Genomic DNA, 26453 nt, shown 5'->3' on the forward strand with positions numbered 1-26453 from the left:
CTAAAAAATGGAACGGTGCGCCGAACCCTGTCCCAGCCGCTGCCGCCCCTGCCCGCCGTCCTGGCCGACGGCCCGCTTGCCGGACCGCGCCCGCGCAAGCGCGAGCGGACGCGCCGGAACCTGATCACGGCGGCGGCGCGCGTCTACACCGCGCGCGGCGTGAGACGGGCCACCATCCGCGAAATCGCGGCGGCGGCGGAGATGACGCCGGTCACGATCTACAACCACTTCCGCTCGGAGGCCGAGATCGTCCAGGCGGTCGGCATCTGGATCGCGGACACGTTCTGCCGGCGCATCGTCGAAAGCTATGCCGACGTCGCGCGCGGCGCCGAGCGGATGGCGATCGGCTGCCGACGATTCCTGTGGCTGGCCGAGCAGAGCCCGCCCTGGGCGCTGCTGATCGCCGACGTGGCCGCGACAACGCCTGCCCTGATGGAGAAGATCGGCCACTACGTGCTGGCCGACCTGCGGCTCGGCCTGAGACAGAGGGAATTCCGTGCCGTCGGCGAGGCGGCCGCGCTCGACCTGGTGAGCGGCGCCATCCTGCAGGCGATGCGCCGGATCGCGAGCGGCCGGGCGCCGGCCGGTCACAGCACGGCGGTGGCGACCACGATCCTGCGCGGCCTCGGCCTGCCTCCCGCCCGGGTACGCGCGATCCTGCGCCGGCCGCTGCCCGCGATGCCGCTTGCTCGCGGGGAAATGTAGGCAGCGGATCGCAGAGAGAAGGTCCCCCGACCTCACTCCTGTAATGGCCTCTTCCTTCTCCCTTTCCGCTGCGAAACACCCTTCGTGTCATCCCGAGCACAGTGAGGGATCTTTCACAGCGTCGATCGATGATCCCTCGCTCCGCTCGGGATGACACCGTTCTTGCAACCTGCGTCTCTCGACCTCGCGGCGCCCGGGACGACGATGACATCGTCCTGGACGCGGCGCGCTCTACGCGAACCCGGCGACCGGCACCGAGGGGCGGCGCTCGGGCTTCTGCGCGGCGACGAGCTTGCGCGCGGCGGGGGCGCGGCCGGCCTTGATGTAGGCGGCGATCAGCGTGTTGCGGATCAGGTCGCGCTGGGCGCGGCTGCCGCCGATGCGGACCGTGCCGGCGAGCGCCGCTTCGAGCTCGGCGACGGCGCCCGGCCAGTCGCCCCTGCCGTAGGCGGCGAGCCCGCGCGCGAGCTGCGGCACGACCTCGCCGGCCGGCGATCGGCCGGACGCCGCCCGTTCCTCGAGCTCGGCCACGATGCGCGCGAGCGTCTCGCTATCGCCCGCCGCCACGGCGGCGAGCGCGCGATGGACATCGACGAAGGCGACGCCCGCCCTGGGAAAGGATTTCTGGGTGTAGCCGTGCACCGCCTGCCACGCCTCGGCCTCGTGCGGCTCGCCCGCCAGCTCGGCGCGCCACAGGAAGGACGGCGCATCGGTGGCGACGTTCAGCGCCGGTCCCCAGGCCCCGCCGGGACGGACCTGCGCCTGGTAGATCCGCCACGCCCGCGCCGCGTCGCCCAGCGTCAGCGCGAACATCGCGATGTGCCAGGAGATGTGGCAGTGCATCAGCCCCTCGCGCGGATAGTCCGGCAGCCAGGCGTCGAGATAGTCGAGCGCGGCGCGGTCCTCGCCCTGCTCATAGAGCACATGCGCCTTGATGTGCGCGCCGTGCGCGTTCCCGGGATTGGCCGCCATGCTGCGCTCGATCAGGTCGCGCGCCTCGTCGAGCCGGCCGACCTCCTCCAGCGCGAAGGCGTAGACCGACTGGAACCACCAGTCCTCGGCGAGATGGGGACGCAGCGTCTCGAGGAATTGGACCTGCTCGGGCTCGCGTTCCTGCCGGCCGCTGAAGCCGATCAGGCCGAACACGCCGGTGGCCGGCGCCGCCACCATGGCATCCCGCGGATGCTCGGCGAGATGCGCGCGCGTGGCGGCGAGCGCCTCGACCGGCTTGCCCTCGATCGCGAGGCAGAGCGCCTCGACATGGCTCTGCTCGCGCGGCGTCGCCGCGGCGGCGAGCGCGCGCGCCTTCGCCGCCGCCTCGCGCGCGCCGGCGACATCGGCCATCAGGAACAGCGCGCGGGCGAGCGCGGCATGGGCGAGCGCGAAGCCGGGATCGGCCTCGACCGCCCGCCTGAGCCGGGCCTTGTCGCCGGCGCCGGCGGCGAGCACGCCGTCGCAGCCGGCGATATAGGCCTCGCGCGCGGCGTCGGAGGCGGTGCTGATCGAAAGTCCGTAGCGGTCGGTGAGCATGGCGGTCACTCAACCGCAAAAAAGACCCCGCCGCAACGAGGGCAGCGGCGGGGCAAGTCTTCGCTCATACGATCGGGGACCCCTCTGATCGCTGGCACAGCGGCGAACCACACCCGGATTTTCGCCGCCCGCGAAAGTTGCGCGAGGCGCCGGCGCGGAGCCAGTGACCGTTCGGCCACACGCGCGGCCAAAGCTGTGGCCGTGCTGTCGGAACACGACAACGGTGTCACGGCTTTCCGCTCGGATGACACCGTTCGTCGCCGCGCTATAGTCACAAGGAAACAGCGCGGCAGAAGGAGCAAGAACATGGTGCAGTTGAACGAGGTGCGCGCCGGCGAGCGCACGGTGGCGCTGCCCGCGCACACCGACGCGGGCATCTACTTCATCGGCACGATCCGCACGCCCTGGACCGACCGTCGCGCCGCGCCGCGCCAGGGCTGCACCGATGGACCGCCCTGCCGCATCGAGGTCGCGCCGCCGTGGGACCAGGGCCTCGACGGCATTGCCCGGTTCGCGCGACTCGAGGTGCTCTACTGGCTGCACCGGTCGCGCCGCGACCTCGTGCTGCAAAGCCCGCGCGACGACGGCGCGGTGCGCGGCACCTTCGCGCTGCGCTCGCCGGCGCGGCCCAACCCGATCGGCAGCGCGATCGTCGAGCTCGTGACGGTCGAGGGACCGGTGCTGGTCGTGCGCGGCCTCGACTGCCTCGACGGCACGCCGCTCGTCGACCTCAAGCCCGACCGCAGCCTGTTCCGGCCGCCCGCGCGCGAAGGCGGCGCCTGAAAAAAGCCCCGCCGCGAGGAAGCGGCGGGGCAGTTTCTCATCGGGACACATGATCGAAAGCACGTGCGGCAGTCACACCCAGAAGACCTGCCGCGCCCACACCCTGCGCCGGCCCCTCCCGCCCCGCCAGTGACCGTTCGGCCACACGCGCGGCCAAAGCTGTGGCCGTCTGTGCTAAGCTCGGGCGCGGCGATGGAGGCGGCCATGGACCGGCAGACGTTCGAGGCGGAACTCAGGCGCGAAGGCTACGATGTGCTGACCAGCACGACGGCGGCGGCGAAGGTCAATCCCGAGCACAGCCATCCGTTCGACGTGAAGGCGCTGGTGCTGAAGGGCGCGATCACCTTGACCTGGAACGGCAGGAGCCAGACCTTCAAGCCGGGCGAGACCTTCGGCATGCCGCGCGGTTGCCGGCACTTCGAGAGCTACGGCCCGGCAGGCGCGGTGCTCCTGCTCGGCCGCCGGATGTGACGGCGATCAGGGATCGGTCGCGCCGGTCCTATCGGGCCGCGCCGGCATGGACCACCGCGCGGCCCTTGAGCCGCTTGCCCTTGTCCCACAGGAAGCCGGTGAAGACGCCGATGTCGCGCCGGGCGCCGGTGCGCGCACAGTAGTCGGCGAACTCGTCGGCCGTCACCTCGACCAGGCGCACCTCGTGATGACGCGCGACCAGCCGCGCGATCTCGCGCTCCTGGCGCTCGCGCCAGCGCGCATAGGGCTCGGCCGGATAGAGCCTGATCGAGCGCTGGAGCGCCAGATGCTCCGCCTCGTCCCGGACATCGGCCAGATAGCGGGTCGCCATGAACCACCCTCGGGGTGACAACGCACTATCTGCAACCATATGACAAATTCTCAAGAAAACGGAATAAGAGACTGATCCAGCTACATCTTTGTCACCACAGTGTGGCCGCCCGGCCACAGCCTCCGAACGTCAGGTCGAGGCCAGATACGCTGCCGGACCAAGAATCTGCACACCGCGCCATGGGTTCAGGATCTGGAGATCACTGTCGCTGCTGACGATGATGCCTGCACCGGCGGCGAGGGCCAGTTCCAGATACATGTTGTCCTTCGGGTCGCGGCACTCGGCAATTCGCACGGAAGGCTCGAACCAGATCGCCGTGCTCCTGAGAGCGTCCAGGAAGCGTTGACGCCGTTCGGCAGAAAGCGCGCGGGCGAACTTTGATCTTCCGAGAACGGCGGCTATCTCTGCGGCGACATCGGCCGACAGCGCAAGAAGATCGATCTCCTCGGCACGCATAGCGCCCGTTCGGGAACGCTGTCGGATTTCAAGGCGGCGCCGACAAGGGTCGAGGCGTCGAAGATGATCAAGTCTTGCGGCCGCGATCATTCTTGTGGGCCGCCAGCTCGGCGTCGATCTCCATATCGCTTAGCCCGCCCTGGCGCGCCTCTGCCTTGAGGTCGGAGATCGCCCGCGCCAGCGGGCTCGGGCCAGCTCGAGGGCGCAGGACGCGGCTTACCAAGCGGCCGACCGCTTCCCGGTTGCGCGCATCGGCCATTGCCGCCGCCACCTCGGGCTCGACCGGGATGGTTACGTCCACTGTCTTGTTCATCGCCGCCTCCAGAATTGTAACCATAACAATCCGACAATCTCCTGCATATCGGCTGCGACCGCTGCCCGGACCGGCGCGTCCGAGATACACAGAATATGACCTCGCTGGTCAGAGATCCGACATGTCTTTTTCGGATCCGAATCGGATAAAAATCGCATATTTTCGTCCAATCGTCCGACGGCAGAGCGTCATCGCCCTGCAACATCCTGGCCTTAAGACGGCAGAACCAATGCCGTGTCGTTCGTCTCCCGGGGAGAACGCGCCATGACGATCCGTGCCCTGCAGGAAATGCTGCTCCTGGGCGGCCTCGCGCTCATCGCGACGGGCCTGCCCGCCCTGGAGATCTTCCTCAACCGGAAGTATCCGCTCCCGCCCGAGCAGGAGGAGCAACGCCGGCGGGCGATCGCCGCCGCCCGCGACCGCCGTCCGCACGCGCCGGCAACGCCGGTGCGCGGCCCGGCGCCGATCGCGGCCGGACGGCCTGCCTGAGACTCGCTTCCTTTCCGCGACTCAGCCGTCGCGGGCGGCGGCCATGGTCGCGGTCCAGCGCGCCAGCGCCGGGAGCACGACCCGGTCGTAGATCGCCTGTTCCCGGGCGCTGAGCGACGCCAGGCCCTGGTGTGCGGCCTGTTGCGCAATGGCGTAGGCCGGCGTGCCGCTCTCGATCTCGCCGTCCGCCAGCAGGCCCTCGATTGCCCAGAGCAGATCGCTGTCGGGTTGATGTCCGCTGACTGATGCCATCCTCGCCCCCTTCCCGCGCAGATGGTGTCGGCTTTCGCCGGCAGTGCACGAACCGCATCGATTGTAGGTCGCGGCCCGGGCGGGGCAAGGCAAAACGGACTCTTTTCGTCAACCGGCCGGCGTCCGGCGGGCCATCAGCTTGTCGATGCGGCGGCCGTCGAGATCGACGATCTCGAAGCGCCAGCCCTCGTGGTCGAAGGTCTCGCCGACCTCGGGCAGATGGCCGAGCCGCATGAGCGCGAAGCCCGCGATGGTATGGTAGCCGCCGTCCGGCTCGGGCATCCGCAGCCCGAGCCGCTCGAAGGCGTCGTGCGCCGGCATCATGCCGTCGATCAGCAGCGCGCCGTCCGCGCGCTCGACGATGTCGGGCTCCTCGCCCTCCGCCTCCGGCAGCTCGCCCGCGATAGCGCCGAGAAGGTCGCTGCGCGTCACGATGCCCTCGAGGCTGCCGTACTCGTTCACGACCATGGCGAGCCGCATCGGCGCCTGCTTGAACAGCTCCAGCACCTGGAAGACCGGTGCGCCTTCGTGGACGACCGGCGGCGCACGCACGACGGCCAGCGGATCGACCGGCTTGCCGTCGAGCACCTGGTCGAGGAGATCCTTCTTCAGCACCATGCCGAGCGGCTCGTCGATGTCGCCGCGGCCGACCAGGAGCTGCTCGTGCGGACAGGCGCGGACGTCGCGCAGCATTTCTTCGCGGTCGTCGTCGGCGTCGATCCAGTCGATCTCGGGCCGGGGCGTCATGACGTCGCCGATGCGGCGCTGGCCGATATTGAGCGCGCGCACGACGACCTCGCGCTGCGCCTGCTCGAGGATGCCGGCTTCCTGGCTCGCGCGCACCAGCAGCTTCAGCTCCTCCGGCGAATGCAGCGTCCCCTCGCCGCCCGTGCCGGGCCGGAGCCCCGCGGCCTTGAGCACGAGATTGCCGAGCCCGTTCAGGGTTACGATCGCGGGCCTGAGCAGGAAGAGGAACAGCCCGAGCGGCCGCACGACCCAGAGCGCCGTGCCTTCGCTTCGCTGCAGGGCGAGGCTCTTGGGCGCCAGCTCGCCCAGCACGATGTGCAGCGCCGTGATGACGACGAAGGCGATCGCGACGGCGATGGTGTGCGCGCCGGCGGCGGCCAGCGCGCCCGGCAGGCCCGCCAGCAGCGGCTCGATCAGGTGCGCCAGCGCCGGCTCGCCGATCCAGCCGAGCGCCAGCGAGGCGATAGTGATGCCGAGCTGGGTGGCGGCGAGATGGGCGTCGAGCCGGTCGAGCGCGCGGCCGAGCGCCGCGGCGTTCATCCGGCCCGCGGCGGCCAGCTCGGCGACGCGGCTGCGGCGCACCGCCACCAGGGCGAACTCGGCGGCGACGAAAAAGCCGTTGGCCAGCACCAGCGCGAGGACCGCAAGCAGTCCCAGGATGTCGGCCGGCATGATCTTCTCCTCTAAGAGCCTATCCGGAAAGAACTTGAGTCGGAAGAATCTGTTGTGATTCATTGTTCGGCACTCTGTGGTTTGAGACAGGTGCCAGATGTGGACGACAGAGCATCGTCGGGCTCATGAGCGCAAGGCGCTGCGCTACCCCAGCGATTTGACGGATGCGGAATGGGCACTGGTGGCGCCGCTGATTCCCCCCGCCCGCCGTGGCGGGCGGCCGCGCGACGTCAATATGCGGGAAGTGCTGAACGCCGTGTTCTATCTGCTGTCGACCGGTTGCCAGTGGGACGCCTTGCCCAAAGACCTGCCGCCCAAGAGCACGGTGTACGACTATTTTGCGCTCTGGCGCTCGGATCGGACTCTGCTGCGCCTGCATCAGGCCCTGTATGTCCAGGTGCGCGAGGCGGCGGGACGCAAGCCCGAGCCGACAGTAGCAATCCTCGACAGTCAGAGCGCCAAAGCGGCGCAAAAAGGGGGGCCTCGATCGATCCGCAAGGCTACGACGCGGGCAAGAAGGTGACCGGTCGCAAGCGACATATCGTCGTCGATACGCTCGGCCTGTTGCTGAACGTCGTCGTCCATCGCGCCAATGTGCAGGATCGCGACGGCGTCCGCCGGCTGCTGCGCAACGCAAGACGCCGCTTTCCCTCGATCCTCAAACTCTTCGCTGATGCCGGTTATCAAGGGCCACGCGTCGCCCAAGTCGTTGCCGATATCGGCTCCTGGCAGATCGAAATCGTCAAGCGCACCGAGGCGCACAACTTCAGCGTTCTGCCCAAGCGATGGATCGTCGAGCGAACCTTCGCCTGGATCTCTCGCAACCGCAGGCTCGCTCGTGACTTCGAACGCTACGCCTGCACCGTCGTCGCCTTCATTCGCCTTGCCATGATCCGACTCATGCTCAGGCGCTTGACCAGGCCAATACATTGTTCCTGAATCACAACTTCTCGGATCGGCTCTAAGGTGACCTGTAGGACGAGCGACCACAAAGATCCCTCGCTCACGCTCGGGATGACACAGCATTGTTGTTCTGGACAAACCGTCGCGCGCAGCCAAAAGAAGCCGTGTCATCCCGAGCGTGAGCGAGGGATCTTTTGTGGGGTGTCGATCAAGGATCCCTCGCCACGCTCGGGATGACACCATTTCCCGAAGCCCCAATGCGCGCGGGCTGCGATAAAATGCGCATGACGGAGCCTTCGGGCGGGCGTAGCGTTAGCCCACCATGCCCAAGTCATCCTGGTCGGTCCTGGCTCAGGAGTCGAAGAGCCATCATCTGGTCGTCGTGCAGGTGCCGGCCGGAGTGGCCGAAGATCCGCTGGCGCTGGTCGGGCGCCTGATCGAGGAGCTCGCGCCGGTCGGGATCTACGCCCTGACGGCGCAGAAAGAGACGGCTTCGACCACGGTGTTCTGCGCCTTCGGTCTCGCGACCGACGCCGACCAGATGATCGACGTGCTGAATGCGCAGGAGGACAACCTGCATCTCGGCTGGGCGAGCGAGCACCACTGCGTCATCGACAAGTCGATCGCCGAGGCGATCGCGGGCCTCGTGCCGATCGTCATCCGGCCGCCGGGCGATCCCGCCGCCGACCCCGCCCTCTCCTCCGACTGACCGCACGCGACGGCGGAGCGACAAAAAGACCCCGCCGGGTTTGACGCCGGCGGGGCGATGTCTCTTGCGAAAGGGGAGAACTCACGATTGAAAGCTACGACCGCGGCAAGCGTATCCGACCGATTGCCGCAGCATCATCATGCGCCTGCCTGCACCGCCGCGCCAGTGGCCGCGCGGCCCCGGCCGCGGGCAAATCCGTGACCTTTCGCGGCAGGGACAGGACGGCGCCGAGGATGGGGAGAACGGACAGGTGGTGGCCGAAGGGATCGCGCTGGGCGCGACCGGAATGTTCGCGGGACTCGCGCTGCAGGTGTCGCTGGCCGAGCAGCCGGCGCGGCTCGCGCTGCTCGCGCGGGCGCGGCTGCAGCACTGGCAGGCCTCGGCCGGCCGCGCGCAGACGCTCGCCCTGCCCTTCGCCCTCGCGGGCTGCGCCGGCGGGCTCGCCGCCTGGGCGCAGTCGGGCGGGCCGCTGTGGCTGGCCGGCGCGCTGCTGGTCGGCGCGACGGTTCCCGTCTCCCTTCTGATGATCGCGCCCACCGCCCGACGACTCCGCGCGCTCGATCCCCGCGAGGCGGGCCCGACCAGCAACGCCCTGATCGCGCGCTGGGGCCGCCGTCACGCCGCCCGCACCGCGCTGGCCGTCGGCGCCGAGGCGCTGCTCGCGCTGGCGACCTTCGCGTAGTGGCGCGGAGCGAACAGCGAGCCTCAAAGAAACCGGTGCAACCACGCGGCGAAGGCGGCGATGGCAACGAGCACCGGTCCGTTGCCCATCCTTCGAGACGCGCTTCGCGCTCCTCGGGACGAAGTGATCCAGGTCGACCGGAATGCGGCTCTACCGCGCCGCCTCGATCGCGCTCAGCAGCTCGGCGGTGGTGAGGGTGCGGCAGTAGCCCTTGAAGGCAGCGAGCGCGTTGTCGTGGCGCGCCTGGCTGTGGGTCGCGCAGGCGTCGGCGATGCACACCGGATAGAAGCCGCGGTCGGCCGCGTCGCGCACGGTGAGGTCGACGCACTGGTCGGTCAGGAAGCCGGTGACGACCAGCGTGTCGATGCCGATGTTGCGCAGCAGGTACTCGATGCTGGTCGAGTTGAAGACGCCGGACGAGGTCTTGGGCAGCACGATCTCGTCCGCGCCGGGCGCGACCGCGTCCAGCACCTTCGCCTCCCACGAGCCCCTGGCGACGAAGAAATCGCAGATCTTGTAGTCGAGGCTCCTGTCACGACCGTCCTGCGTCAGGTTCTCGATCACCGTGTACATGACCTCGCCGCCGGCGCCACGAAAGGCCTCGATCAGGCGGCGCAGGTTCGGCAGCACGACCTCGCGCACCTGTTGGTCGAAGTACGGCAGCCTGCGCGCGATCTCCGGATTCCAGGTGTAGTTCTGCACGTCCACCAGCAAAAGGCAGGTACGGCCGGCCTCGAACGGCCGGATGCGGGTGAACGGACCCTGTTCGCTCTGGCGCATGCCGACCGCTCTCTGTCCGTGTCAGAACTTGTAGAAATGCTGCGCGAGCTCGAAGGCCTGGTCCTGGGCGGCGAAGGCCTTCGCCTCGGAGCGCTTCACGGCGAGGAAGGTGCGGCCCAGCAGATCGCCCAGCGCCCCCATCAGCACCGCGTCGTGCTCGAGCGCCTCGAGGGCGGCGGCGAGACTCTCCGGCAGGCGGCGGATGCCGAGAGCGGTGCGCTCGCCCTCGCCCAGCGCGCCGGGATCGACGGTCACGGGCTTGCCCGGATCGAGCCCCTTCTCCACGCCGTCGAGTCCGGCCGCGATCAGGGCGCCGAGCGCGAGATAGGGATTGTTGCTGTTGTCGGACGGCTTCAGCTCCATGTTGAGCGACGGCGTCGCCTCGTCCCACAGGCCCGAGGCGATGCGCACGGCGGCCTCGCGGTTGTCGAAGCCCCAGCAGGTGAAGGCCGAGCTCCACATATGCGGCTTGAGCCGCCGGTAGGAGTTGCAGCTCGCGGCGGTGAGCGCCACCAGCCCCGGCAGATGCGCCAGCACACCCGCGATCCAGCGGCGCCCGAAGTCGCTCAGCTCGTTCGGCTTGCCCTCGGCCGCCATGAGGTTGCGCGCCCCGTCCGCATCCCAGGCGCTGAGATGGATGTGGCAGCCGTTGCCGGCCTGGTCGACGAACGGCTTGGGCGCGAGCGAGGCGACGAAGCCGTGCTTGCGCGCGACGGCGCGCACCGTGTCGCGATAACGGACGTGGTTGTCGGCGGCGCGCAGGGCGTCGGCGTGGCGGATGCTGAGCTCCTGCTGGCCGTGGCCGAGCTCGGGATAGAACTGCTCGACCGGCATCCCCTGCGCCTCGAGCGCGGCGACGATGTCGTCGATCACCGCGACCGAGGTCTCCCAGCCGACGGTGCTGAAGCAGAGGCTGCGGTCGGCGGGCGCGAACGAGCCGTCCTCCCGGGCGACGGCCAGCGTCCATTCCGGCTCGAAGGCCGCCTGGATGGAGACGCCCGCCTCGCGCGCCCGCCCGATCATGCGCTGCAGGAAGGTGCGGGCGCAGGCGTCCCAGGGCTTGCGGCCCAGCGTCACCATGTCGGCCATCATGCCGGCGCTGCTGGGCGCATAGGGCAGCGGCGCGTAGCTCCCGGGATCGGGCACGAGGCGGATCTCGCCCACCGGCCCCAGCCCCTCGACCGGCTGGAGCTGGTCGAGCATGTTCATCGCCGGCATCGCCACCGTGAGGCCGATGCCGCCCTGCATGCGCTCGACCAGCTTGTCGACATGCACCGCCTTGCCGCGGATGATGCCGCCCGGATCGCAATAGAGGAACCGCACGAAGCGCACGCCGTCATGGCGGACCTTGCGTTCGAAGGCGTTGAGATCCATCGGCCGGCCTTTCGCGGATGCGCTCGGGGGTTGCAGCGATACCGCGCGGCGCCTGCATTTTCAAACCGGCGTTTTCAAACCGGCGTTTTCAAATCGGCGATGGACCGAGGCGAAGCGTCAGCAGGGCGGCAGCGCCGGCTGGCCGGCGATGGTACCGGGATAGCTGCGGCACGCGCCGGGCGACGGCGGCAGCGGCGGCTGGCGAAACGGCGCCTGCGACGGGCCGGCGGACGGCGGCGGATCGACCGGCGCGGGCTTGGGCGCGGACGCCGCGGGCGGCTGCATCCCGGGCACCGTCACAGGTGAAGGAATGGTCACCGGCGACGGGACATAGGGGCCGGACGCGGGTCGTCCAGTCTGCGCCCAGGCCTCTGGCCACGGCGCCGCCCACGCCAGCGCAAGGCAGGCGCCGGCCGACACGAACGCGCGACGCATCGTCATTGCCCTCGCTTTCCGAGCCGGCAGCATGCCCGGACACTGGCCCCGCCGGCGACGCTTTCCATGTGGCTCGACACGGCGTCGCTTTCCAGGGGCGCCAAATCCGATCATCGTCGATCCCGGGCCGCGCGCCGTCGGGCCGGTGCCGGCCCGGACCGATCGGGGGAGCCGCTCCATGTCCAGATTGCTGTTCAAGGATTTCCGCGGGTGGCGGAACGGCAGGGACTTTCCCGACGTGACTCTCACACGGGTATCCTTGGACTCGGCTCCGGAGAAGGCGCTGGCCTTCGTGTTCTTCGGTCACGTGAACCTCGATTTCGACGGCTCTCCGACCGCCTACGGTCCGCTCCGCCTCAATCCCGACGACACGCTGGGAAACGCCGGCAACGCCGCGCAGGGCTGGTTCGGCGTCGCGAGCGCCGCCCCCGGCCATCCCTTCGTCGTGCGCAAGCTGGTCGAGATCGACCAGACCGCGCCCGGACTTCATCCCAACGGCGACACGAAGCTGGCGGCCGAATTTCCCGTGGTGCAGCAGGCGAAGTTCGGCGATCCGAGGCCCGGCTTCTACGTCTCGACCACGCCGCGAAATCTCGCGCACAGGCTGGGCGCGATCACCGCTTTTCGCCAGAACTCCTTCGTCGATGCCTCGAAAGTCGCGTTCGGCGCGCTCGACCGGTTCCTGCGCAGCGAGCACGACGTTCAACTGGGCGATTTCGGGCTGGCGGTCCGTCACGATCAGAACCGACAGTGCGGCTTCTGCTTCGTCGACGTCGGAGGCTGGAAACATGCGCTCGGCGAGTGCTCGCACCGCGTCGGTCTCGACCTCGGCGTCCGCAAGTTCGGTCCGGGGCGGTGGGACAACAACTTTCCGGTGAGCTTCATCGTCTTTCCGCGAACGGCGATCTCGACTTCCTTCGATGCGGTGTGGGGCGACGAGCGGATCGAGGCCAGCCTGAAGGCCGTCCTGCGCGGGCTGGCCGAAGCGGAGAACGCACACGATCTGCCGCTGCTGATGGCGACCAACGAACGGAGCCCGGCGGGCGTCGCCAAAGGCAAGGCGGGCCTCGACGCCTTCCTGAGGGCCAAGGGCGCTCACGTAGGCAGCGTGGCGACGATCAATCTCGGCCTCGCGACCTTCGGCTTCCTGAAGCCTGGAGCACGCCCTCTGATCATATGACGGCGGTTCGCCATCGTCGCGCAGCCGGTCGGGCCGGCGCGACGCCCGACAAAAAAGCCCGCCGGGCATGAGCTCGGCGGGCAGGTCGATCGCTCGTCACGATCGAAGGGAAATATGATGAAGCGGCGCGACGGCCTGTACATCCGAGGACCGCCGCACCAAGGCCAGCATGACCGGGCGCTCCGATCCGCACCAGTGACCGGACGGTGTTTTCGCCGGCGCAAAAGGGGGATCGCCCGATATTGGCAAGGCGCTCGCGATGGCGGACCATGCACATTCCTTGGGGGAGATCGACATGAAGCTTCGATATCTCGCGCTCGCCGTGGCGCCGCTCGTTGCGTCCGCGGCGCCCGCGCCGGCGCAGTCCACGAGCGCGTTCGACGGACAATGGTCGGTCACGCAGGAATGTCCCGCCTCCGGCACCGCGCGCGGCTACACCATTCACTATCCCATGACCGTGACCAGAGGCGTCGCCCGCGCCCAGCACGGCAGCGAGGGCAAGCCGGGCTCGTGGACGGTGAGTGGCCCCATCGCCGCCGACGGCAGCGCGACCTTCTCGGTGCGCGGCCTCACCGGCGCCGCCGATCTCACGCCGCGCAATCTGGTGGAGGGCAGCCCGTTCTCCTATTCCTTCCCGGCGCACTTCGAGGCGCGGCGCGGCATCGGCAAGCGCACCATGCAACGCCCCTGCACCTTCACCTTCGAGCGGATCTGAAGCTTTCTTCTTCCGCTTCGTCTCCGCTTCGCTCGGCACGACACTGCCGTACGCGAAGCGGGCAGGGCAGCGCCGAGAGCGATCCTGGAACCCGATCCTGCCGGTCGCTTGGCAATTCGGGGCTCGGGATGGTAACGCGCATGATGTCCTACGAAGTGCTCGTGATCGCCGCCGTGGCACTTCCCTTCGCGGGAAGCGTCATTGCCGCGCAGTTCCGCACCAACGCCCGCAATGCGGAAGCATACCTGGCCGGCGCGATCGCACTGACGGACCTGATCCTCGTCGCGGCGTGCTACCCGCAGGTCGTCGACGGCGGGATCGTCGATTTCGAGGCCGGGTGGGCGCCCAGCCTCGGCCTTTCCTTCGCGTTGCGCATGGACGGCCTCGCATGGATGCTCGCCGCGCTGGTCAGCGGCATCGGCTTTCTGGTCGTGCTCTACGCGCGCTACTACATGTCGCCGGCCGATCCGGTGCCGCGCTTCTTCTCCTACCTGCTGGCCTTCATGGGCTCGATGCTGGGCATCGCGCTGTCGGGCAATCTGATCCAGCTGGTCTTCTTCTGGGAGCTGACCAGCCTCTTCTCGTTCCTTCTCATCGGCTACTGGCATCAGTCGGGCCAGGCCCGGGAGGGCGCGCGCATCGCGCTGACGATCACGGCGGCGGGCGGCTTCTGTCTCTTCGCCGGCGTGCTGATCGTGGGGCACATCGTCGGCAGCTTCGATCTCGACCGGGTGCTCGCCTCGGGCGCCTTGATTCGCGCCGACGACCTCTATGTCCCGGCGCTCGTCCTCGTGCTCCTCGGCGCCTTGACGAAGAGCGCGCAGTTCCCTTTTCACTTCTGGTTGCCGCAGGCGATGGCCGCGCCGACGCCGGTGTCGGCCTATCTGCACTCCGCCACGATGGTGAAGGCCGGCGTGTTCCTTCTGGTCCGGCTGTGGCCCGCGCTGGGCGGGACCAACGAATGGCTGTGGCTGGTCGGATCGGCCGGCCTCGTCACCTTCATACTCGGGGCGTTCCTCGCCATCTTCCAGCATGACCTGAAGGGCCTGCTCGCCTACTCGACGATCAGCCATCTCGGGTTGATAACGCTGCTCACCGGGCTCGACAGCCCGCTCGGCCAGGTGGCCGCGATCTTCCACATCATGAACCACGCCACGTTCAAGGCGTCGCTGTTCATGGCGGCCGGCATCATCGACCACGAAAGCGGCACGCGCGACATACGGCGCCTGAGCGGGCTGCGCCGGTTCATGCCGATCACGGCGACGCTGGCCATGGTGGCGGCGGCGGCCATGGCCGGCGTCCCGCTGCTCAACGGGTTCCTGTCCAAGGAGATGTTCTTCGCCGAGACGATCGAGATGCACGACAATTCGCTGGTCGACCGCATGCTGCCCTACATCGTCACCGCCGCCAGCATGTTCACGGTCGCCTACTCGCTGCGGTTCATCCTGGACGTGTTCTTCGGGCCGGCGCCGACCGATCTTCCGCGTACGCCGCACGAGCCGCCGGTCCTGATGCGGCTTCCGGCCGAGCTCCTGGTGCTGGCCTGCCTGATCGTCGGAGTCGCGCCCGCCCTGTCGATCGGGCCCATTCTCGAGAACGCGGTGCGCGCGGTCCTGGGGCCGGCGATCCCGCACTACAGCCTCGCCGTCTGGCACGGCTTCACGCCCGAGCTGCTGATGAGCGCCATCGCCATGGCGGGCGGCGCCGGCCTGTACTTCATGCTGCGGTCGTACCTCGCCGGCAGCGACGGGCCGCCCGTCCTGCGGCACATCCGGGGGCAGCGCATGTTCGACCGCGGTCTGGTGTTCGTGTCGTGGCGACTGGCGCGGGGGCTCGAGCGAACGCTCGGCACGCGCCGCCTCCAGCCGCAGTTGCGGCTTCTGGCGGCGGTCGCGCTGCTGGCCGGGGCGGCCCCGATCTGGACGCTGGGGCTCGTCTCCGCCGGCTCCGCGACAACCGGCCTCGATCCCGCCTTCGCGGCGATGTGGGCGGTCGGGATCGTCTGCGCGCTGGCCGCGGCCCGGCTGGCGAAGTTCCATCGCCTCGCGGCGCTCGTCCTGGTCGGCGGCACGGGCCTCGTGACCTGTCTCAGCTTCGTCTGGCTGTCGGCGCCCGATCTCGCGCTGACACAGCTCGTCGTCGAGACGGTGACCACGGTGCTGCTCCTGCTCGGCCTGCGGTGGCTGCCCAAGCGCGACGAGCAGATCGCGCCGCCGCGCCGCATCCGGTGGTACCGCGCCGTCGACTTCGCCATCGCCGTGGCCGCCGGAGCGGGACTGGCCGCGCTCTCCTGGCTCGTGATGACGTACCCGGCGCCCGACAGCATCGCGCGCTACTTCGTCGAGAACGCCTACGTCCGGGGCGGCGGCACCAACATCGTGAATGTCATCCTGGTCGACTTCCGCGGCTTCGACACCTTCGGCGAGATCACGGTGCTCGGCGCCGTGGCGCTCACGGTCTATGCGCTGCTGCGGCGCTTCCGCCCGGCGCCGGAAAGTCTCGCCGTTCCCGAGCAGCAGCGCGCCGGGGACATGGGCGCCGCGCTGGTCGTGCCGGCATTCATCATGGCGCTGCTCTTCCCGGTGATCGCCGCGGTCGCCGTCTTCCTGCTCCTGCGCGGGCACGACCAGCCCGGCGGCGGCTTCGCCGCCGGCATCACCATGGCGGTCGCCTTCATCGTCCAGTACATGGCGCGCGGAACGGCCTGGGTTGAGACGCATCTGCGCATCCTGCCGGTGCGCTGGATCGGCGCGGGCCTGCTGCTGGCCGGCGGCACGGGAATGGCGGCATGGCTGTTCGGCCATCCGTTCCTGACCTCGTCGTTCTCCTATCTCGACCTGCCGCTGATCGGCAGCGTTCCGCTGGCGAGCGCCCTGCTGTTCGATTTCGGCGTCTTCTTCCTCGTCGTCGGCGCCACCGTGCTGATGCTCGTGGCGATCGCGCACCAGTCGATGCGAAGCCATCGCGCGGCCCGTGGCCGGCCCGGTGCGGCGGCGGAGGCCCCGATGGCCGAGGCGCCGTGATGGAGATCGTGCTCGCCATCGGCATCGGCGCGCTCGCGGGCTCGGGCGTCTGGCTGCTGCTGCGGCCGCGCACGTTCCAGGTCATCATCGGCCTGTCGCTGCTGTCGTACGCGGTGAACCTGTTCATCCTGGCCATGGGCCGGCTGCGCTCGGGAGCGGCGCCGATCCTGCCGGCCCCCGGCGTCGGCGACCCGGCGCGGTTCGCCGATCCCTTGCCGCAGGCGCTTATCCTGACCGCCATCGTCATCGGCTTCGCCACCACGGCGCTGTTCCTGGTGCTGCTGCTGGCCTTGCGCGGGCAGTCGGGCACCGACCACGTGGACGGCCAGGAGCCCGAGGCGTGAACGGTCTCGGCGCCCACCTGATCGTCGCGCCGGTGGTGCTGCCGCTGGTAGCCGGCGCGGCGATGCTGGTCGTGGGCGGCGAGCGCCAGCGCGCCTATCAGATCGCGATCGGGCTCGTCTCCACGTTCGGGCTGGTCGGTATCGCGCTCGCCCTGGCGATTGGCGCCGATGCGGCGCCCGACGGGCTGCTGGATGTCTATCGGCTCGGCAACTGGCCGGCACCGTTCGCGATCGTCCTCGTGGCGGACCGGCTGTCCGCGCTCATGCTGCTGCTGGCGAGCCTGATCGCGGCGGCCGCCGCGGTGTTCTCGATCGCCCGCTGGCACCGGGCCGGACCGCATTTCCATCCGCTCTTCCAGTTTCTCCTGATGGGCCTGAACGGCGCGTTCCTGACCGGCGACCTGTTCAATCTGTTCGTGTTCTTCGAGGTCCTGCTGGTCGCCTCCTACGGCCTCGCGCTCCACGGCTCCGGACCGGCGCGCATCAGGGCCGGCCTGCACTATGTCGCGGTCAATCTCGCGGCCTCGCTGCTGTTCCTCGTCGGCGTCAGCCTGATCTACGGCGTGACCGGGACCCTCAACATGGCGGATATCGCCGCGCGGATCCCCGCGGTGCCCGCCGAGAGGCGCGCCCTGTTCGAGGCGGGCGCGGGCATCCTGGGCATCGCCTTCCTGGTCAAGGCCGGCATGTGGCCGTTGTGCTTCTGGCTGCCGTCGACCTACGCCGCCGCGAGCCCGCCCGTGGCGTGCGTCTTTGCGATCCTCACCAAGGTCGGCGCCTACGTCGTTCTGAGGCTTTGGCTGCTTCTGCCCGGCGCGGAGACGGGGACGCTGGCGCAGTTCGGCGGCGACTGGCTGCTGGTGGGCGGCCTTGCGACCGTGGCCTTCGGCGCCATCGGCAGCCTGGCGTCGCAGGACATGGCGAGACTCGCGTCCTTCTCCGTCCTCGTCTCGTCCGGCACGGTGCTCGCGGCCATCGGCATGGGAGGGACCGACGTCACGGGCGGGGCGCTCTACTACCTCGCCAGCTCGACGCTCGCGATCGCCGCGTTCTTCCTGCTGATCGAGCTCGTCGAGCGGGGGCGCGAGCCCGGAGCGGACATGCTCGCCGTCACGCGCGAGGCGTACGGCGACGACGATTCTCCCGAGGGCGACGAGACGGAAGCCACGATCGGCATCGCCGTCCCCGCCACGATGGGCCTGCTCGGTCTCGCCTTCGTCGGTTGCGCGCTCGTGATCGTCGGCCTGCCGCCGCTTTCGGGCTTCGTCGCCAAGTTCGCCCTTCTCAGGGCCGCGCTCGACACCACGGGCGGGCCGGACACCGCCGTTCCATTCGCCTCCTGGGCGTTTCTGGCCATGCTCCTGACATCCGGCCTGGCGGGCCTCATCGCCATGACCCGCGCCGGCATCAGGGTCTTCTGGGCGGCGCCGGACCGGGCGGTGCCCCGCGTCGGTTTGATCGAAATCGTTCCGGTCGCCGCACTTCTTCTTCTGTGCGCGGCCCAGACGGTCGCCGCCGGGCCGCTCATGCGCTACGCCGAGGCCGCCGCCCAGTCGCTGCATGCGCCTCACGATTACCTGCGCGCCGTGCTCGCGCCGGCGACCGACCGACCCCCGCGCCCGACGGAGGGAAGATGATGCGGCTTCTCCGCTTTCCCCTCGCAACCGTGGGCCTTCTGCTCCTTTGGCTGGTCCTCAACCAGAGCCTCTCGCCCGGCCACGTGCTGCTCGGCATCGTCGTCGCGGCGGTCGGAGCCTGGACGCTCGGGACATTGCGGGTGCCGCAGGGGCGGGTCCGGCGACCCGTCGCGATCCTGCGTCTCGTGGCCCTGGTCCTCGTCGACATCGTGCGCTCGAACCTCGCCGTGGCCCGCATCATCCTGGGCGGCCGACGCGGGATGACGTCCGGCTTCGTCCGCATCCCGCTCGAGCTGCGCCATCCGTACGGGCTGGCGACGCTCGCCTGCATCATCACGGCCACGCCGGGGACCTTGTGGGTCGCCCTCGACGAGGCGGAGGGGATCCTGACGATCCACGTGCTCGACCTGATCGACCACGATGCCTGGATCCGCACCATCAAGGGCCGCTACGAACGCTCGCTGCTGGAGATCTTCCCATGAACCTCGTTCTTTTCTGGTCGATTGCGTCCGCGCAGGTGATGCTGGGCCTCGCGATGGCCTGCGCCACGTTCCGGATCCTCCGGGGACCGCGCGCGCAGGATCGCGTCGTCGGGTTCGACAGCCTGTACGTCAACGCCATGCTGCTGATCCTGACCTTCGGCATCCGCTCGGGCAGCCCGGTCTACGACGAAGCGGCGCTGATGATCGCCCTGCTGGGCTTCGTCGGCACCGTTGCGCTGGCGAAGTTCCTGCTGCGCGGCGAGGTGATCGAATGAACGAGGCGGCGGACATGTCCGCTTTGGCGACGATCCTGGTGTCGGTCTTGGTGGTTGTCGGAGCGGCATTCACCCTGGTCGGGACGCTCGGCCTCGTGCGGCTGGACAGCTTCTACCAGCGGATCCATGCGCCGACGCTCGGCACGACGCTCGGAACCGTCTGCATCGCCGTCGCGTCGATGATCTGCTTCACCGCCACCGGGACGCGCCCCGCGATCCATCAGCTGATGGTGATCGTCTTCATCACCGTGACGACGCCCGTCGGCCTCGTCATCCTGGTTCGCGCCGCCCTGTTCCGCGACGGCTCCCGGCCGCCCGGCGCCGACCCCGCACCGGACGGTCGCTAGTGCCCGGCCCCGCCGACGGCAATGTGACGATCGAGACTTTGCAGCGCGCCGTGGCGCCCGTCGGCCGCAAGGTGCAAGTGGAAATCGTCCGACGTTCTTTCGTCTCGGCACCACACGAACGCAACCGGGCTTCCCTGGGCCATAGGAATTGGAGTGTTTCATGATAAGAATCCGTATTGCCAAGGGATCCCGGTGAACCATGCGGTCTGACATTGGAGAGAAGCGCGACGATCTTGCCGCAATCTGCCGCCTCCATGGCGTTGCACGGCTGGAGGTCTTCGGTTCGGCTGCCCGCGGCGTCGATTTCGACCCGGAGCACAGCGATGCGGATTTCCTCGTGACCTTCGCCTCCACCGCCCGGAACGATCCCGGTGCGTTCGGCGATTTGAAGGACGCACTGGAAAGGCTGCTGGGACGCCCTGTCGATCTCGTCGAGCGGGAAGCGATCGAGACCAGTCGCAACTTCATCCGCCGCCGTGCCATCCTGAGAGAAGCCGAAACAGTCTATGGCTGACTTGCCCGAGCGGGATGCGGCGCTTCTGCTCGATATGCTGCTGGCGGTACGCGACGCGAAGGCCTTCGTCGAAGGGCTCGACGAAGCGGCCTTCCTTGCGAGCCGACTCCATCAGAATGCCGTCATCCGGTCCCTGGAGGTTCTCGGCGAGGCAGCCGGGAAGATCTCCGCCACCACGAAAGCCAGCCATCCCGAGATCCCTGGCGAGAAATCACGGGCATGCGCCATCGTCTCATCCATGGCTATTCCGAAGTTCGCCTCGACATTGTCTGGGTGGTGCTAAGCGACCGTCTCGATCCGTTGACCGCGATACTGCCCGGCCTCATTCCTTTCGATGACGATAGCAATGCGTGATCCGAGGCAGGCGGGCGCCAGCTACGAATGCTCTCCGCCGACGCTGAACGTGCAGCAACTACCTGCTAAAATGAGTTGTCGGTGTGCGCAAACTTGGGCGTGGTGACGACGCCTGTAGCGAGGGAGGTCGGTATGAGGGCTTCGATCCGGACGATCCTGGCGACGGCGACGACCGCCGTCATGCTGTCCGCCTGCACCAGCACGCAAAGCACGCAGACGACGACGCAGAGCGGGCAGACGGCGCAGCTCGCGCAGGGGGTGCCGATCGAGTTCCGGCTGGTGCCGGCCTCGGGCAATCCGGCCGGCTGCACCCAGCTCGATGCCGCGATGTCGCGCGTTCACACCGTCACGCCCATGGGCAGCGACGCCACCATCCGGTCGGCGGGCGGCATCAACGACACGCTGAAGCAGACCTCGCCCAACATCTACACCACGCAGTTCCGCCTCGGCGCCGTGACGCTCGACGTGGTTGCCGACGCCTCGAGGATGCCGCGGACGCTGAACGTCACCGAGCCGAAGATCGGCTGCCGCTGGAACGCCATCGCGCGGTGACGGCCCGGTCGCCCACCAGTTCGCGCGGGCGGATGTAGAGGAAGGTCGCGAGAGCGAGCGCCATCAGGGCCGCGACCAGCGTGAAGGCGATGCCCCAGCCGAGCGGCGACATGCCGCCCGAAAGGTCGAGCGCCCAGCCGACGGCCAGCGGGCCGATGAAGCCGCCGGCATAGCCCAGCATCGAATGCACCGCGAGCGTGGCGCCGCGGCGCGCCGGGTCGGCGGTGCCGGCCGTGCCCGCGGTCAGCGACGAGGAATCCAGCCACACGACGGCGCCGTAGGCCAGCAGCAGGGCGACCGCTGCCGCGTAGGAGGCGGCGCCGACCGAGGCCAGTGTCAGCGCCAGCACGATCGACAGCAGCATCGCACCCGCGACCAGCCGGCGGCGGCCGAAGCGGATCGCCGCCTCGTTGCCCAGCACGCTCGCCGCCGTGCCGATCAGCGCCAGCGTCGTGACGATGACGGTGGGCGACAGGATCCCTTCCGCCGCGCCGGTACGGGCCGCAACCCAGGCGAGGAAGGCCACGCCCCAGCCGCGCAGCGCGTTCATCTCCAGCGTGTGCACGCAATAGGCCAACGCGTAGGCCATGGCCGAGCGGTTGGCGAGCACCGGCCGGAAGTCGAACGGTGTCCCACCTTTCTCCTCGGCCTGCGTCGGCGCACGCGGCGGCACCGCGAGGGCGACGGCGAGCCAGGCGATGGCCGCCGCGCCGCCGGCGAACAGGAACGCGGCCTGCCAGCCGAAGACCGACGCGATCGAATCGCCCAGCACGAACGAGACCGCACCCGAGACGCCGATGCTGGCGGCATGACCGGTGACGGCGCGCGACATCAGCCTGCCATCGACCTGATCGGCGAGCAGTTTCAGCCCGGTCATGTAGGTGCCCGCCCAGCCCATGCCGGCGAGCGCGCGCAGCGCCAGCGCCGACCAGAAGCCGTGCGCGGCGAGGCCGAAGGCGAGGTGCGCCAGCACCGTGCAGCCGACACCGAACAGATAGACACGCCGGGCATCGACGCGGTCGGTGAGCGTCACCAGCACCGGCACGGCGAGCATGTAGGCGGCGTAGAAGGCCGAGGTGATCCAGCCGGCCTCGCTGTTGGTGAGCGACCAGCGCCCCATCATCTGCGGCAGCAGCGCCGGCCAGAAGAAGGCGCCGATCTGCACGAACACCTGGGCGGCGCAGACGAGCGCCACCAGCCGCGCCGGCGCGAGCCTCCGCCCGGACACGGCGGCGCGGTCAATCGGCATGGACGGCGGCCCCCGCCGGACGTCTGAGCAGGCAGAGCGCGCCGCAGGCGGCGAGGCTGAGCGCCGAGGAGACGACGAGGATGCCGGTGCCCATCTGCTCGATCAGCAGGGCAAACCCCAGCGGCGCGGCAGCCGACAGAAAGCGCGCGGGCATCCCCAAGATGCCGAGACGATAGCCGTAGTTGACCGGACCGAAGATCGCGAGCGGGACCGTTCCTCGCGCGATGGTGATGATGCCGTTGCCGGCACCATGCAGCACCGCGAACGCGCTAGCAGCCACACCGCCGCCGGCGGCGAGAATGACGGCGGCCCCGATCGGATGAGTGAGCGTTGCCAGGCGGGCCGAGACCAATGGATGGAAGCGCGCCAGGAAGCTGGCCTCCAGCATTCGGGCGCCCACCTGTGCCGGGCCGATCAACGCGCCGGCGGCGATCGCCTGGGCCTGCGACGCGCCGGTCGCCTCAAGAATGCGGGGAAAGTGCGCCGCCATGCCCGCCGTCACGATCCAGGCCGCCGCAAAAGCAAAGCCGAGCAGGATCATGGGCCGATCGATCGGCACCGGCTGATCCATCGTCTTCTTGTCCTCGCTGGTGACGGTCGGCCGCGGCAGCGCCCAGTAATTGAGCGGCAGGGCGACGAAGAGATGCAGCGCCGCCCAGGCAAGGCAGGTGTCGCGCCAGCCGATCATGGCGGCACCCCACGCCGTCAGCGGCCAGCCGACCGTGCTGGCGAAGCCCGCGATCAGGGTGATGCCGGTGATCGCGCCCCGCGCGTTGGTGCCATAGATTCGCCCCAGCACGGCGAACGCCGCGTCGTACAGCCCGAAGCCCATGCCCACGCCGAGCACCAGCCAGGCGGCAGCCAGCATCGGCATGGAATGCGCGAACGCCAGCAAGACCAGCCCGACCGTGAACAGGAGGTTGGAGCCGGCAAGCATGCGATTGCCGCCGCCGGCGTCGCTCATGCGACCCATGCGCGGCCCGAGCAGTGCCGAGATGATCAGGGCTCCGGAAAAGATGCCGAACAGCCAGTTTGTCGAGACGCCGGTATCGTGCGCGATCGGATCGGCCAGAACTGCCGGCAGGTAGTAGCTCGACGCCCAGGCGAGCGTCTGCGTCGAACCCAGCACGACGATGGTGGACAACCGGCTCCTGTTCATGGAGGGGCGATTCCGAGCTCGTCGGAGCGCTCGACTGACAGGAAACAACTCACGCTCCAAATACTCCTGTGTCATCCCGAGCAAAGCGAGGGATCCTTAACTCGCGCCGCGAAAGATCCCTCACTGCGTTCGGGATGACACCAGGTATATGGATCCGGGACTCCACCACTAGGCGCAGCCGCAGCCGCTGCGGCCTGCGGCCCTCGCCTCGACATCGGCCACGCAGCAGCCCTCGGCCTTGGCCGGCGCCGGGCCGCCGCAGCAATCCTTCTCCTTCGCGGCGAGCGACGGACCCGGACCCGAGCAGACGCCGGTCTCGGACAGCACCAGCTCGACCTTTGCGGCGGCCTCATGGTCGCCCGCGATCTCGGCGACGATGGAGCGTACCTGCTCGTAGCCCGTCATCATCAGGAAGGTGGGGGCCCGGCCATAGCTCTTCATGCCGGCGAGGTAGAAGCCGGGTTCGGGCTGGCCGAGCTCGCGCGCGCCGTGCGGCCGTACCGTACCGCAGCTATGGATGTTGGGGTCGATCAGCGGCGCCAGGGCCGGAGGGCATTCCACGGCCGGATCGAGCGACAGCCGCACCTCGCGCAGGAAGTCGAAGTCAGGGCGGAAGCCAGTAGCCACCACCAGCTCGTCCGCCAAGACATGCCGGCCACAACAGGTGCCACCGGCGCCAATGCGGATCTTGTCTCCTTCACGGCTGAGATGGGAGACGCGGAAACTGCTCTCAACACAGATCACGCCAGTTGCCACAAGCTTGGCGAACGCTTGGCCAAGGGCGCCGCGCGCGGCGAGCTTGTCGTTGGCACCGCCACCGAAAGCCTTCTCGGGCTTGTCGCCGCGCAGCAGCCACATGATCTGCGTGCCCGGCACCTCTTCCTTGAGGCGCGCAAGATCAATCAGCACACCTACAGCCGAATGACCCGCGCCCAACACGGCGACCGCGCGGCCGGCATAGCGGGCGCGTTCGCGACCCAGCACGTCCGGCATGCCGTAGGCGATACGCTCATGCAGCTCTTTCTCGCCGACCGCCGGCAGGCCGTCGGCGCCCGCTGGACTGGGCCAAAACCAGGTGCCGGTGGAGTCGATCACAGCATCAGCCTTTAGCTGCTCGGACCCCTTGCCGTTCAGATAGCGGATGGTGAAGGGTTCGAACGCACGCCCATTACTCTTCATCTTGTCGAAGCCAGAACGACCCACGGCGGTAACCAGGCTGCCGGTGCGGATGCGATCCTTGAGCGGCGTACGCGTCGCCAATGGCTCGAGATAGCGCTCGACCAGCTCATCGCCGTCCGGGTAGTCGCCGGGGACGGGTGCATTCCAGCCGGTCGCCTCGAGCAGGCGCTCTGCCGCCTTGTCGATGTTGTATTGCCACGGCGAGAACATCCGGACATGCCCCCACTGGCGCACCGCATGCGCCGCTTGCGGTCCCGCCTCGAGGACCACCGGTTCAAGGCCGCGCTCCAGTGCATGGGCAGCCGCCGCAAGGCCGACAGGGCCGGCGCCCAGAATGACGATGGTCTTGGGCTTGGTCATCGAGTCGGGCATCGCACTTCCTCTCTTTCGACAATCATCGAAATAGGCGGCTAAATTTTTTTAGGCGACCTTCGGCAATCTGACGGGTGGACATCCGGAGCCTTCGACGCAGCACTCCGCAACGAGGTATTCCAGCAGCTTTCGCATCAGATCGTAGTTGGTATGGCAGATGAGGGTCGTCCCCTCCCGGGTCTGCGTCACCAGCTCCACGCTCACCAAAGTCTTCAGGTGGTGGGAGAGGGTCGATGCGGCAATGTCGAGCTTCTCCTGAAGCCGACCGACCGGCAGGCCTTCCTCTCCAGCGCGCACCAGGGCGCGATAGATCTTGAGCCGGGTCGGATTGCCCAGCGCTTCCAGCCGGGCGGCGGCAAGGTCGAGCTTCATGGAAGTGAACCTAGTGAACTCGAAGCAGAAATCAACTATTATTCTAGAAATATTGAAATAATGAATCAGGGTACACCGCCATCTGAAAAGCCTAGAAGATCGCGTCGATGACCGCCGCGCGAAATGCTGCCGGTTCTTCGAAGGGGCCGTTGTGCGCCGAGTTTTCGAGCCAGATGAGGCGCTTGCTCGGGGCTCGGAGCGCCTCGAGATAGGCGACGGCGAGCGGCGAGGAAGTTCTCTGGTCGAATCGTCCGAGCACAAAGGTCACGGGAACGTCGAGCGCCGGGACGGTCTCCGTCAGATCCAGGCGCGCGAAGGACGGCCATAGCGCGCGCTGGGAGAACTCGATCCCCCGCCAGAGCCGGTACAGGTCGCCGATTCCCGCCTCCGGCACCTCGGACAACGCTTCGAACACAATTCGCCACTTGTCGGGCGGCCGGTGGAAGACGCCGCCATACTCCTCGAGCAACCGGTCGCGGACCATCAGGCGATCGAACGTGTAAGGCGGCGGACCTATCTTGCCGAGCCTTGCCAGGGCGGCGCGATCGCCGCGGCGTCGTGCCTCGTCGAGCACGAATCGATAGGCATGTACCTCGTCCTGCGGATTGGACGCGACCTGCCCGGTGCCGATATAGCCCGCCACCTTGGCGGCGTTCCGACGGGCATAGAGCATGCCGAGCGCGCTTCCCCAGGAGTGGCCAATAAGCCAAACGCGTTGCTGGCCGAGGCGCTTGCGCAAGTAGTCGACAACCTGGTCGAGGTCGTCGACGAACTGGGGAATGGTCATCGTTTCCGGCGGGATATTCGGATCGTATGACCGCCCGGTGCCGCGCTGGTCCCAATAAGCCATCGTCAGATGGTCCTCGAGCGGTGCGTTGTACAAGCGCATTGGCGCTGTCTCGCTGCCTCCGGGGCCGCCGTGAAGGAAGATGGCGACCGGCGCCTCGCGGTTGAGCCCGCGCACCAGCAGATACTCGCGTGCGCCCTTCATCGGCAGCAGCACTTCTTCCGCGATGCTGTCCGGCCGTCGCTCGCCGCGGCTGTCGGTAAACGGCGGCGTAGGACGC

At 68.7% G+C, this 26453-nt stretch carries 32 protein-coding genes and 1 pseudogene; 19 read left to right on the forward strand and 14 right to left on the reverse strand.

Annotated elements, in window-relative coordinates; translation table 11 throughout:
- Positions 1–15 precede the first annotated feature (15 nt).
- Positions 16–705 carry a TetR/AcrR family transcriptional regulator gene (locus OJF58_RS00400; protein ID WP_300781072.1) on the forward strand — a complete coding sequence of 230 codons (690 nt, stop codon included), beginning with the start codon at positions 16–18 and terminating at the stop codon, positions 703–705.
- A 231-nt stretch (positions 706–936) separates the two neighbouring features.
- Here the strand turns inward: OJF58_RS00400 and OJF58_RS00405 are convergent, their stop codons facing one another.
- Positions 937–2244, reverse strand: coding sequence for a tetratricopeptide repeat protein (locus tag OJF58_RS00405; RefSeq protein ID WP_300781073.1), 1308 nt, complete (start codon positions 2242–2244; stop codon positions 937–939).
- Between the two features lie 297 nt (positions 2245–2541).
- On the opposite strand from OJF58_RS00405, the gene tsaA reads away from it, so the two are divergent.
- Entirely contained in the window at positions 2542–3018 is a 477-nt protein-coding gene (gene tsaA / locus OJF58_RS00410; RefSeq protein ID WP_300781074.1) for a tRNA (N6-threonylcarbamoyladenosine(37)-N6)-methyltransferase TrmO, read from the forward strand.
- Positions 3019–3222: 204 nt separating this feature from the next.
- Complete coding sequence (locus tag OJF58_RS00415) at positions 3223–3489, forward strand: cupin domain-containing protein (protein WP_300781075.1); 267 nt, start codon at positions 3223–3225, stop codon at positions 3487–3489.
- 28 nt (positions 3490–3517) lie between these two features.
- Here the strand turns inward: OJF58_RS00415 and OJF58_RS00420 are convergent, their stop codons facing one another.
- The 3 genes from OJF58_RS00420 to OJF58_RS00430 all read right to left on the reverse strand — a co-directional run bounded on the left by OJF58_RS00420 (position 3518) and on the right by OJF58_RS00430 (position 4589).
- Complete coding sequence (locus tag OJF58_RS00420) at positions 3518–3820, reverse strand: hypothetical protein (protein WP_300781076.1); 303 nt, start codon at positions 3818–3820, stop codon at positions 3518–3520.
- 129 nt (positions 3821–3949) lie between these two features.
- The gene (locus tag OJF58_RS00425) at positions 3950–4276 is read right to left on the reverse strand and encodes a putative toxin-antitoxin system toxin component, PIN family (protein ID WP_300781077.1); all 327 of its coding nucleotides are present in this window, start codon (positions 4274–4276) and stop codon (positions 3950–3952) included.
- A 67-nt stretch (positions 4277–4343) separates the two neighbouring features.
- Positions 4344–4589 carry a hypothetical protein gene (locus tag OJF58_RS00430; protein ID WP_300781078.1) on the reverse strand — a complete coding sequence of 82 codons (246 nt, stop codon included), beginning with the start codon at positions 4587–4589 and terminating at the stop codon, positions 4344–4346.
- A gap of 264 nt (positions 4590–4853) precedes the next feature.
- On the opposite strand from OJF58_RS00430, the gene OJF58_RS00435 reads away from it, so the two are divergent.
- Entirely contained in the window at positions 4854–5078 is a 225-nt protein-coding gene (locus tag OJF58_RS00435) for a hypothetical protein (protein WP_300781079.1), read from the forward strand.
- 21 nt (positions 5079–5099) lie between these two features.
- Here the strand turns inward: OJF58_RS00435 and OJF58_RS00440 are convergent, their stop codons facing one another.
- Together OJF58_RS00440 and OJF58_RS00445 are read right to left on the reverse strand one after the other, a co-directional pair.
- Complete coding sequence (locus tag OJF58_RS00440) at positions 5100–5330, reverse strand: hypothetical protein (protein WP_300781080.1); 231 nt, start codon at positions 5328–5330, stop codon at positions 5100–5102.
- Positions 5331–5438: 108 nt separating this feature from the next.
- On the reverse strand, positions 5439–6749 hold the full coding sequence (locus OJF58_RS00445; protein WP_300781081.1) for a hemolysin family protein: 1311 nt from the start codon (positions 6747–6749) through the stop codon (positions 5439–5441).
- Positions 6750–6846: 97 nt separating this feature from the next.
- On the opposite strand from OJF58_RS00445, the pseudogene OJF58_RS00450 reads away from it, so the two are divergent.
- The 3 genes and pseudogenes from OJF58_RS00450 (at position 6847) to OJF58_RS00460 (ending at position 9043) form a co-directional block, all read left to right on the forward strand.
- Positions 6847–7688 (forward strand): annotated as a pseudogene (locus OJF58_RS00450) (IS5 family transposase).
- 286 nt (positions 7689–7974) lie between these two features.
- Entirely contained in the window at positions 7975–8361 is a 387-nt protein-coding gene (locus OJF58_RS00455) for a hypothetical protein (protein WP_300781082.1), read from the forward strand.
- Positions 8362–8500: 139 nt separating this feature from the next.
- Complete coding sequence (locus OJF58_RS00460; RefSeq protein WP_300781083.1) at positions 8501–9043, forward strand: DUF1772 domain-containing protein; 543 nt, start codon at positions 8501–8503, stop codon at positions 9041–9043.
- 150 nt (positions 9044–9193) lie between these two features.
- Here the strand turns inward: OJF58_RS00460 and OJF58_RS00465 are convergent, their stop codons facing one another.
- The 3 genes from OJF58_RS00465 to OJF58_RS00475 all read right to left on the reverse strand — a co-directional run bounded on the left by OJF58_RS00465 (position 9194) and on the right by OJF58_RS00475 (position 11638).
- Positions 9194–9823 carry an isochorismatase family cysteine hydrolase gene (locus OJF58_RS00465; RefSeq protein WP_300781084.1) on the reverse strand — a complete coding sequence of 210 codons (630 nt, stop codon included), beginning with the start codon at positions 9821–9823 and terminating at the stop codon, positions 9194–9196.
- A gap of 21 nt (positions 9824–9844) precedes the next feature.
- Positions 9845–11197, reverse strand: a complete 1353-nt coding sequence (locus OJF58_RS00470; protein ID WP_300781085.1) for a glutamine synthetase family protein — start codon at positions 11195–11197, stop codon at positions 9845–9847.
- 117 nt (positions 11198–11314) lie between these two features.
- Entirely contained in the window at positions 11315–11638 is a 324-nt protein-coding gene (locus OJF58_RS00475) for a hypothetical protein (protein ID WP_300781086.1), read from the reverse strand.
- A gap of 172 nt (positions 11639–11810) precedes the next feature.
- Between OJF58_RS00475 and OJF58_RS00480 the strand changes: the two genes are divergently transcribed.
- The 12 genes from OJF58_RS00480 to OJF58_RS00530 all read left to right on the forward strand — a co-directional run bounded on the left by OJF58_RS00480 (position 11811) and on the right by OJF58_RS00530 (position 21055).
- Complete coding sequence (locus OJF58_RS00480; RefSeq protein ID WP_300781087.1) at positions 11811–12812, forward strand: hypothetical protein; 1002 nt, start codon at positions 11811–11813, stop codon at positions 12810–12812.
- A 295-nt stretch (positions 12813–13107) separates the two neighbouring features.
- The gene (locus tag OJF58_RS00485) at positions 13108–13527 is read left to right on the forward strand and encodes a hypothetical protein (RefSeq protein ID WP_300781088.1); all 420 of its coding nucleotides are present in this window, start codon (positions 13108–13110) and stop codon (positions 13525–13527) included.
- 140 nt (positions 13528–13667) lie between these two features.
- A complete protein-coding gene (locus tag OJF58_RS00490; RefSeq protein ID WP_300781089.1) occupies positions 13668–16550 on the forward strand; it encodes a monovalent cation/H+ antiporter subunit A in 2883 nt (960 codons plus the stop codon).
- On the forward strand, positions 16550–16894 hold the full coding sequence (locus tag OJF58_RS00495; protein WP_300781090.1) for a Na+/H+ antiporter subunit C: 345 nt from the start codon (positions 16550–16552) through the stop codon (positions 16892–16894). The genes OJF58_RS00490 and OJF58_RS00495 overlap by 1 nt, the downstream gene beginning before the upstream one ends.
- The gene (locus OJF58_RS00500) at positions 16891–18531 is read left to right on the forward strand and encodes a monovalent cation/H+ antiporter subunit D (RefSeq protein WP_300781091.1); all 1641 of its coding nucleotides are present in this window, start codon (positions 16891–16893) and stop codon (positions 18529–18531) included. The genes OJF58_RS00495 and OJF58_RS00500 overlap by 4 nt, the downstream gene beginning before the upstream one ends.
- Positions 18528–19013, forward strand: coding sequence for a Na+/H+ antiporter subunit E (locus OJF58_RS00505; RefSeq protein ID WP_300781092.1), 486 nt, complete (start codon positions 18528–18530; stop codon positions 19011–19013). The genes OJF58_RS00500 and OJF58_RS00505 overlap by 4 nt, the downstream gene beginning before the upstream one ends.
- Positions 19010–19288, forward strand: a complete 279-nt coding sequence (locus tag OJF58_RS00510) for a K+/H+ antiporter subunit F (protein ID WP_300781093.1) — start codon at positions 19010–19012, stop codon at positions 19286–19288. The genes OJF58_RS00505 and OJF58_RS00510 overlap by 4 nt, the downstream gene beginning before the upstream one ends.
- On the forward strand, positions 19285–19635 hold the full coding sequence (mnhG, locus tag OJF58_RS00515; RefSeq protein ID WP_300781094.1) for a monovalent cation/H(+) antiporter subunit G: 351 nt from the start codon (positions 19285–19287) through the stop codon (positions 19633–19635). Before OJF58_RS00510 ends, mnhG begins: the two co-directional genes overlap by 4 nt.
- A 199-nt stretch (positions 19636–19834) precedes the next feature.
- Positions 19835–20149 (forward strand): nucleotidyltransferase domain-containing protein, encoded by a 315-nt coding sequence (locus tag OJF58_RS00520; RefSeq protein ID WP_300781095.1) that lies wholly within the window; start codon positions 19835–19837, stop codon positions 20147–20149.
- A gap of 1 nt (position 20150) precedes the next feature.
- Entirely contained in the window at positions 20151–20432 is a 282-nt protein-coding gene (locus OJF58_RS00525) for a HepT-like ribonuclease domain-containing protein (RefSeq protein ID WP_300781096.1), read from the forward strand.
- Positions 20369–20503, forward strand: a complete 135-nt coding sequence (locus OJF58_RS27040; protein WP_366526803.1) for a HepT-like ribonuclease domain-containing protein — start codon at positions 20369–20371, stop codon at positions 20501–20503. The genes OJF58_RS00525 and OJF58_RS27040 overlap by 64 nt, the downstream gene beginning before the upstream one ends.
- A gap of 132 nt (positions 20504–20635) precedes the next feature.
- Positions 20636–21055, forward strand: a complete 420-nt coding sequence (locus OJF58_RS00530) for a hypothetical protein (RefSeq protein ID WP_300781097.1) — start codon at positions 20636–20638, stop codon at positions 21053–21055.
- Here OJF58_RS00530 and OJF58_RS00535 read toward each other — a convergent pair.
- The 5 genes from OJF58_RS00535 to OJF58_RS00555 form a co-directional block, all read right to left on the reverse strand.
- Positions 21009–22304 carry an MFS transporter gene (locus OJF58_RS00535; RefSeq protein ID WP_300781098.1) on the reverse strand — a complete coding sequence of 432 codons (1296 nt, stop codon included), beginning with the start codon at positions 22302–22304 and terminating at the stop codon, positions 21009–21011. The two genes, OJF58_RS00530 and OJF58_RS00535, sit on opposite strands and share 47 nt — an antisense overlap.
- Positions 22294–23463: an MFS transporter gene (locus tag OJF58_RS00540; protein ID WP_300781099.1), complete on the reverse strand. Its 1170-nt coding sequence runs from the start codon at positions 23461–23463 to the stop codon at positions 22294–22296. Before OJF58_RS00540 ends, OJF58_RS00535 begins: the two co-directional genes overlap by 11 nt.
- A gap of 168 nt (positions 23464–23631) precedes the next feature.
- Positions 23632–25002 (reverse strand): FAD-dependent oxidoreductase, encoded by a 1371-nt coding sequence (locus OJF58_RS00545; RefSeq protein WP_300785123.1) that lies wholly within the window; start codon positions 25000–25002, stop codon positions 23632–23634.
- Positions 25003–25062: 60 nt separating this feature from the next.
- Positions 25063–25386, reverse strand: coding sequence for a metalloregulator ArsR/SmtB family transcription factor (locus OJF58_RS00550; RefSeq protein WP_300781100.1), 324 nt, complete (start codon positions 25384–25386; stop codon positions 25063–25065).
- Positions 25387–25477: 91 nt separating this feature from the next.
- Positions 25478–26389 (reverse strand): alpha/beta fold hydrolase, encoded by a 912-nt coding sequence (locus OJF58_RS00555; protein ID WP_300781101.1) that lies wholly within the window; start codon positions 26387–26389, stop codon positions 25478–25480.
- Between the last annotated feature and the right edge of the window lie 64 nt (positions 26390–26453).

The organism is Enhydrobacter sp., from assembly GCF_030246845.1.
In the GTDB taxonomy this organism is placed as follows: domain Bacteria; phylum Pseudomonadota; class Alphaproteobacteria; order Reyranellales; family Reyranellaceae; genus Reyranella.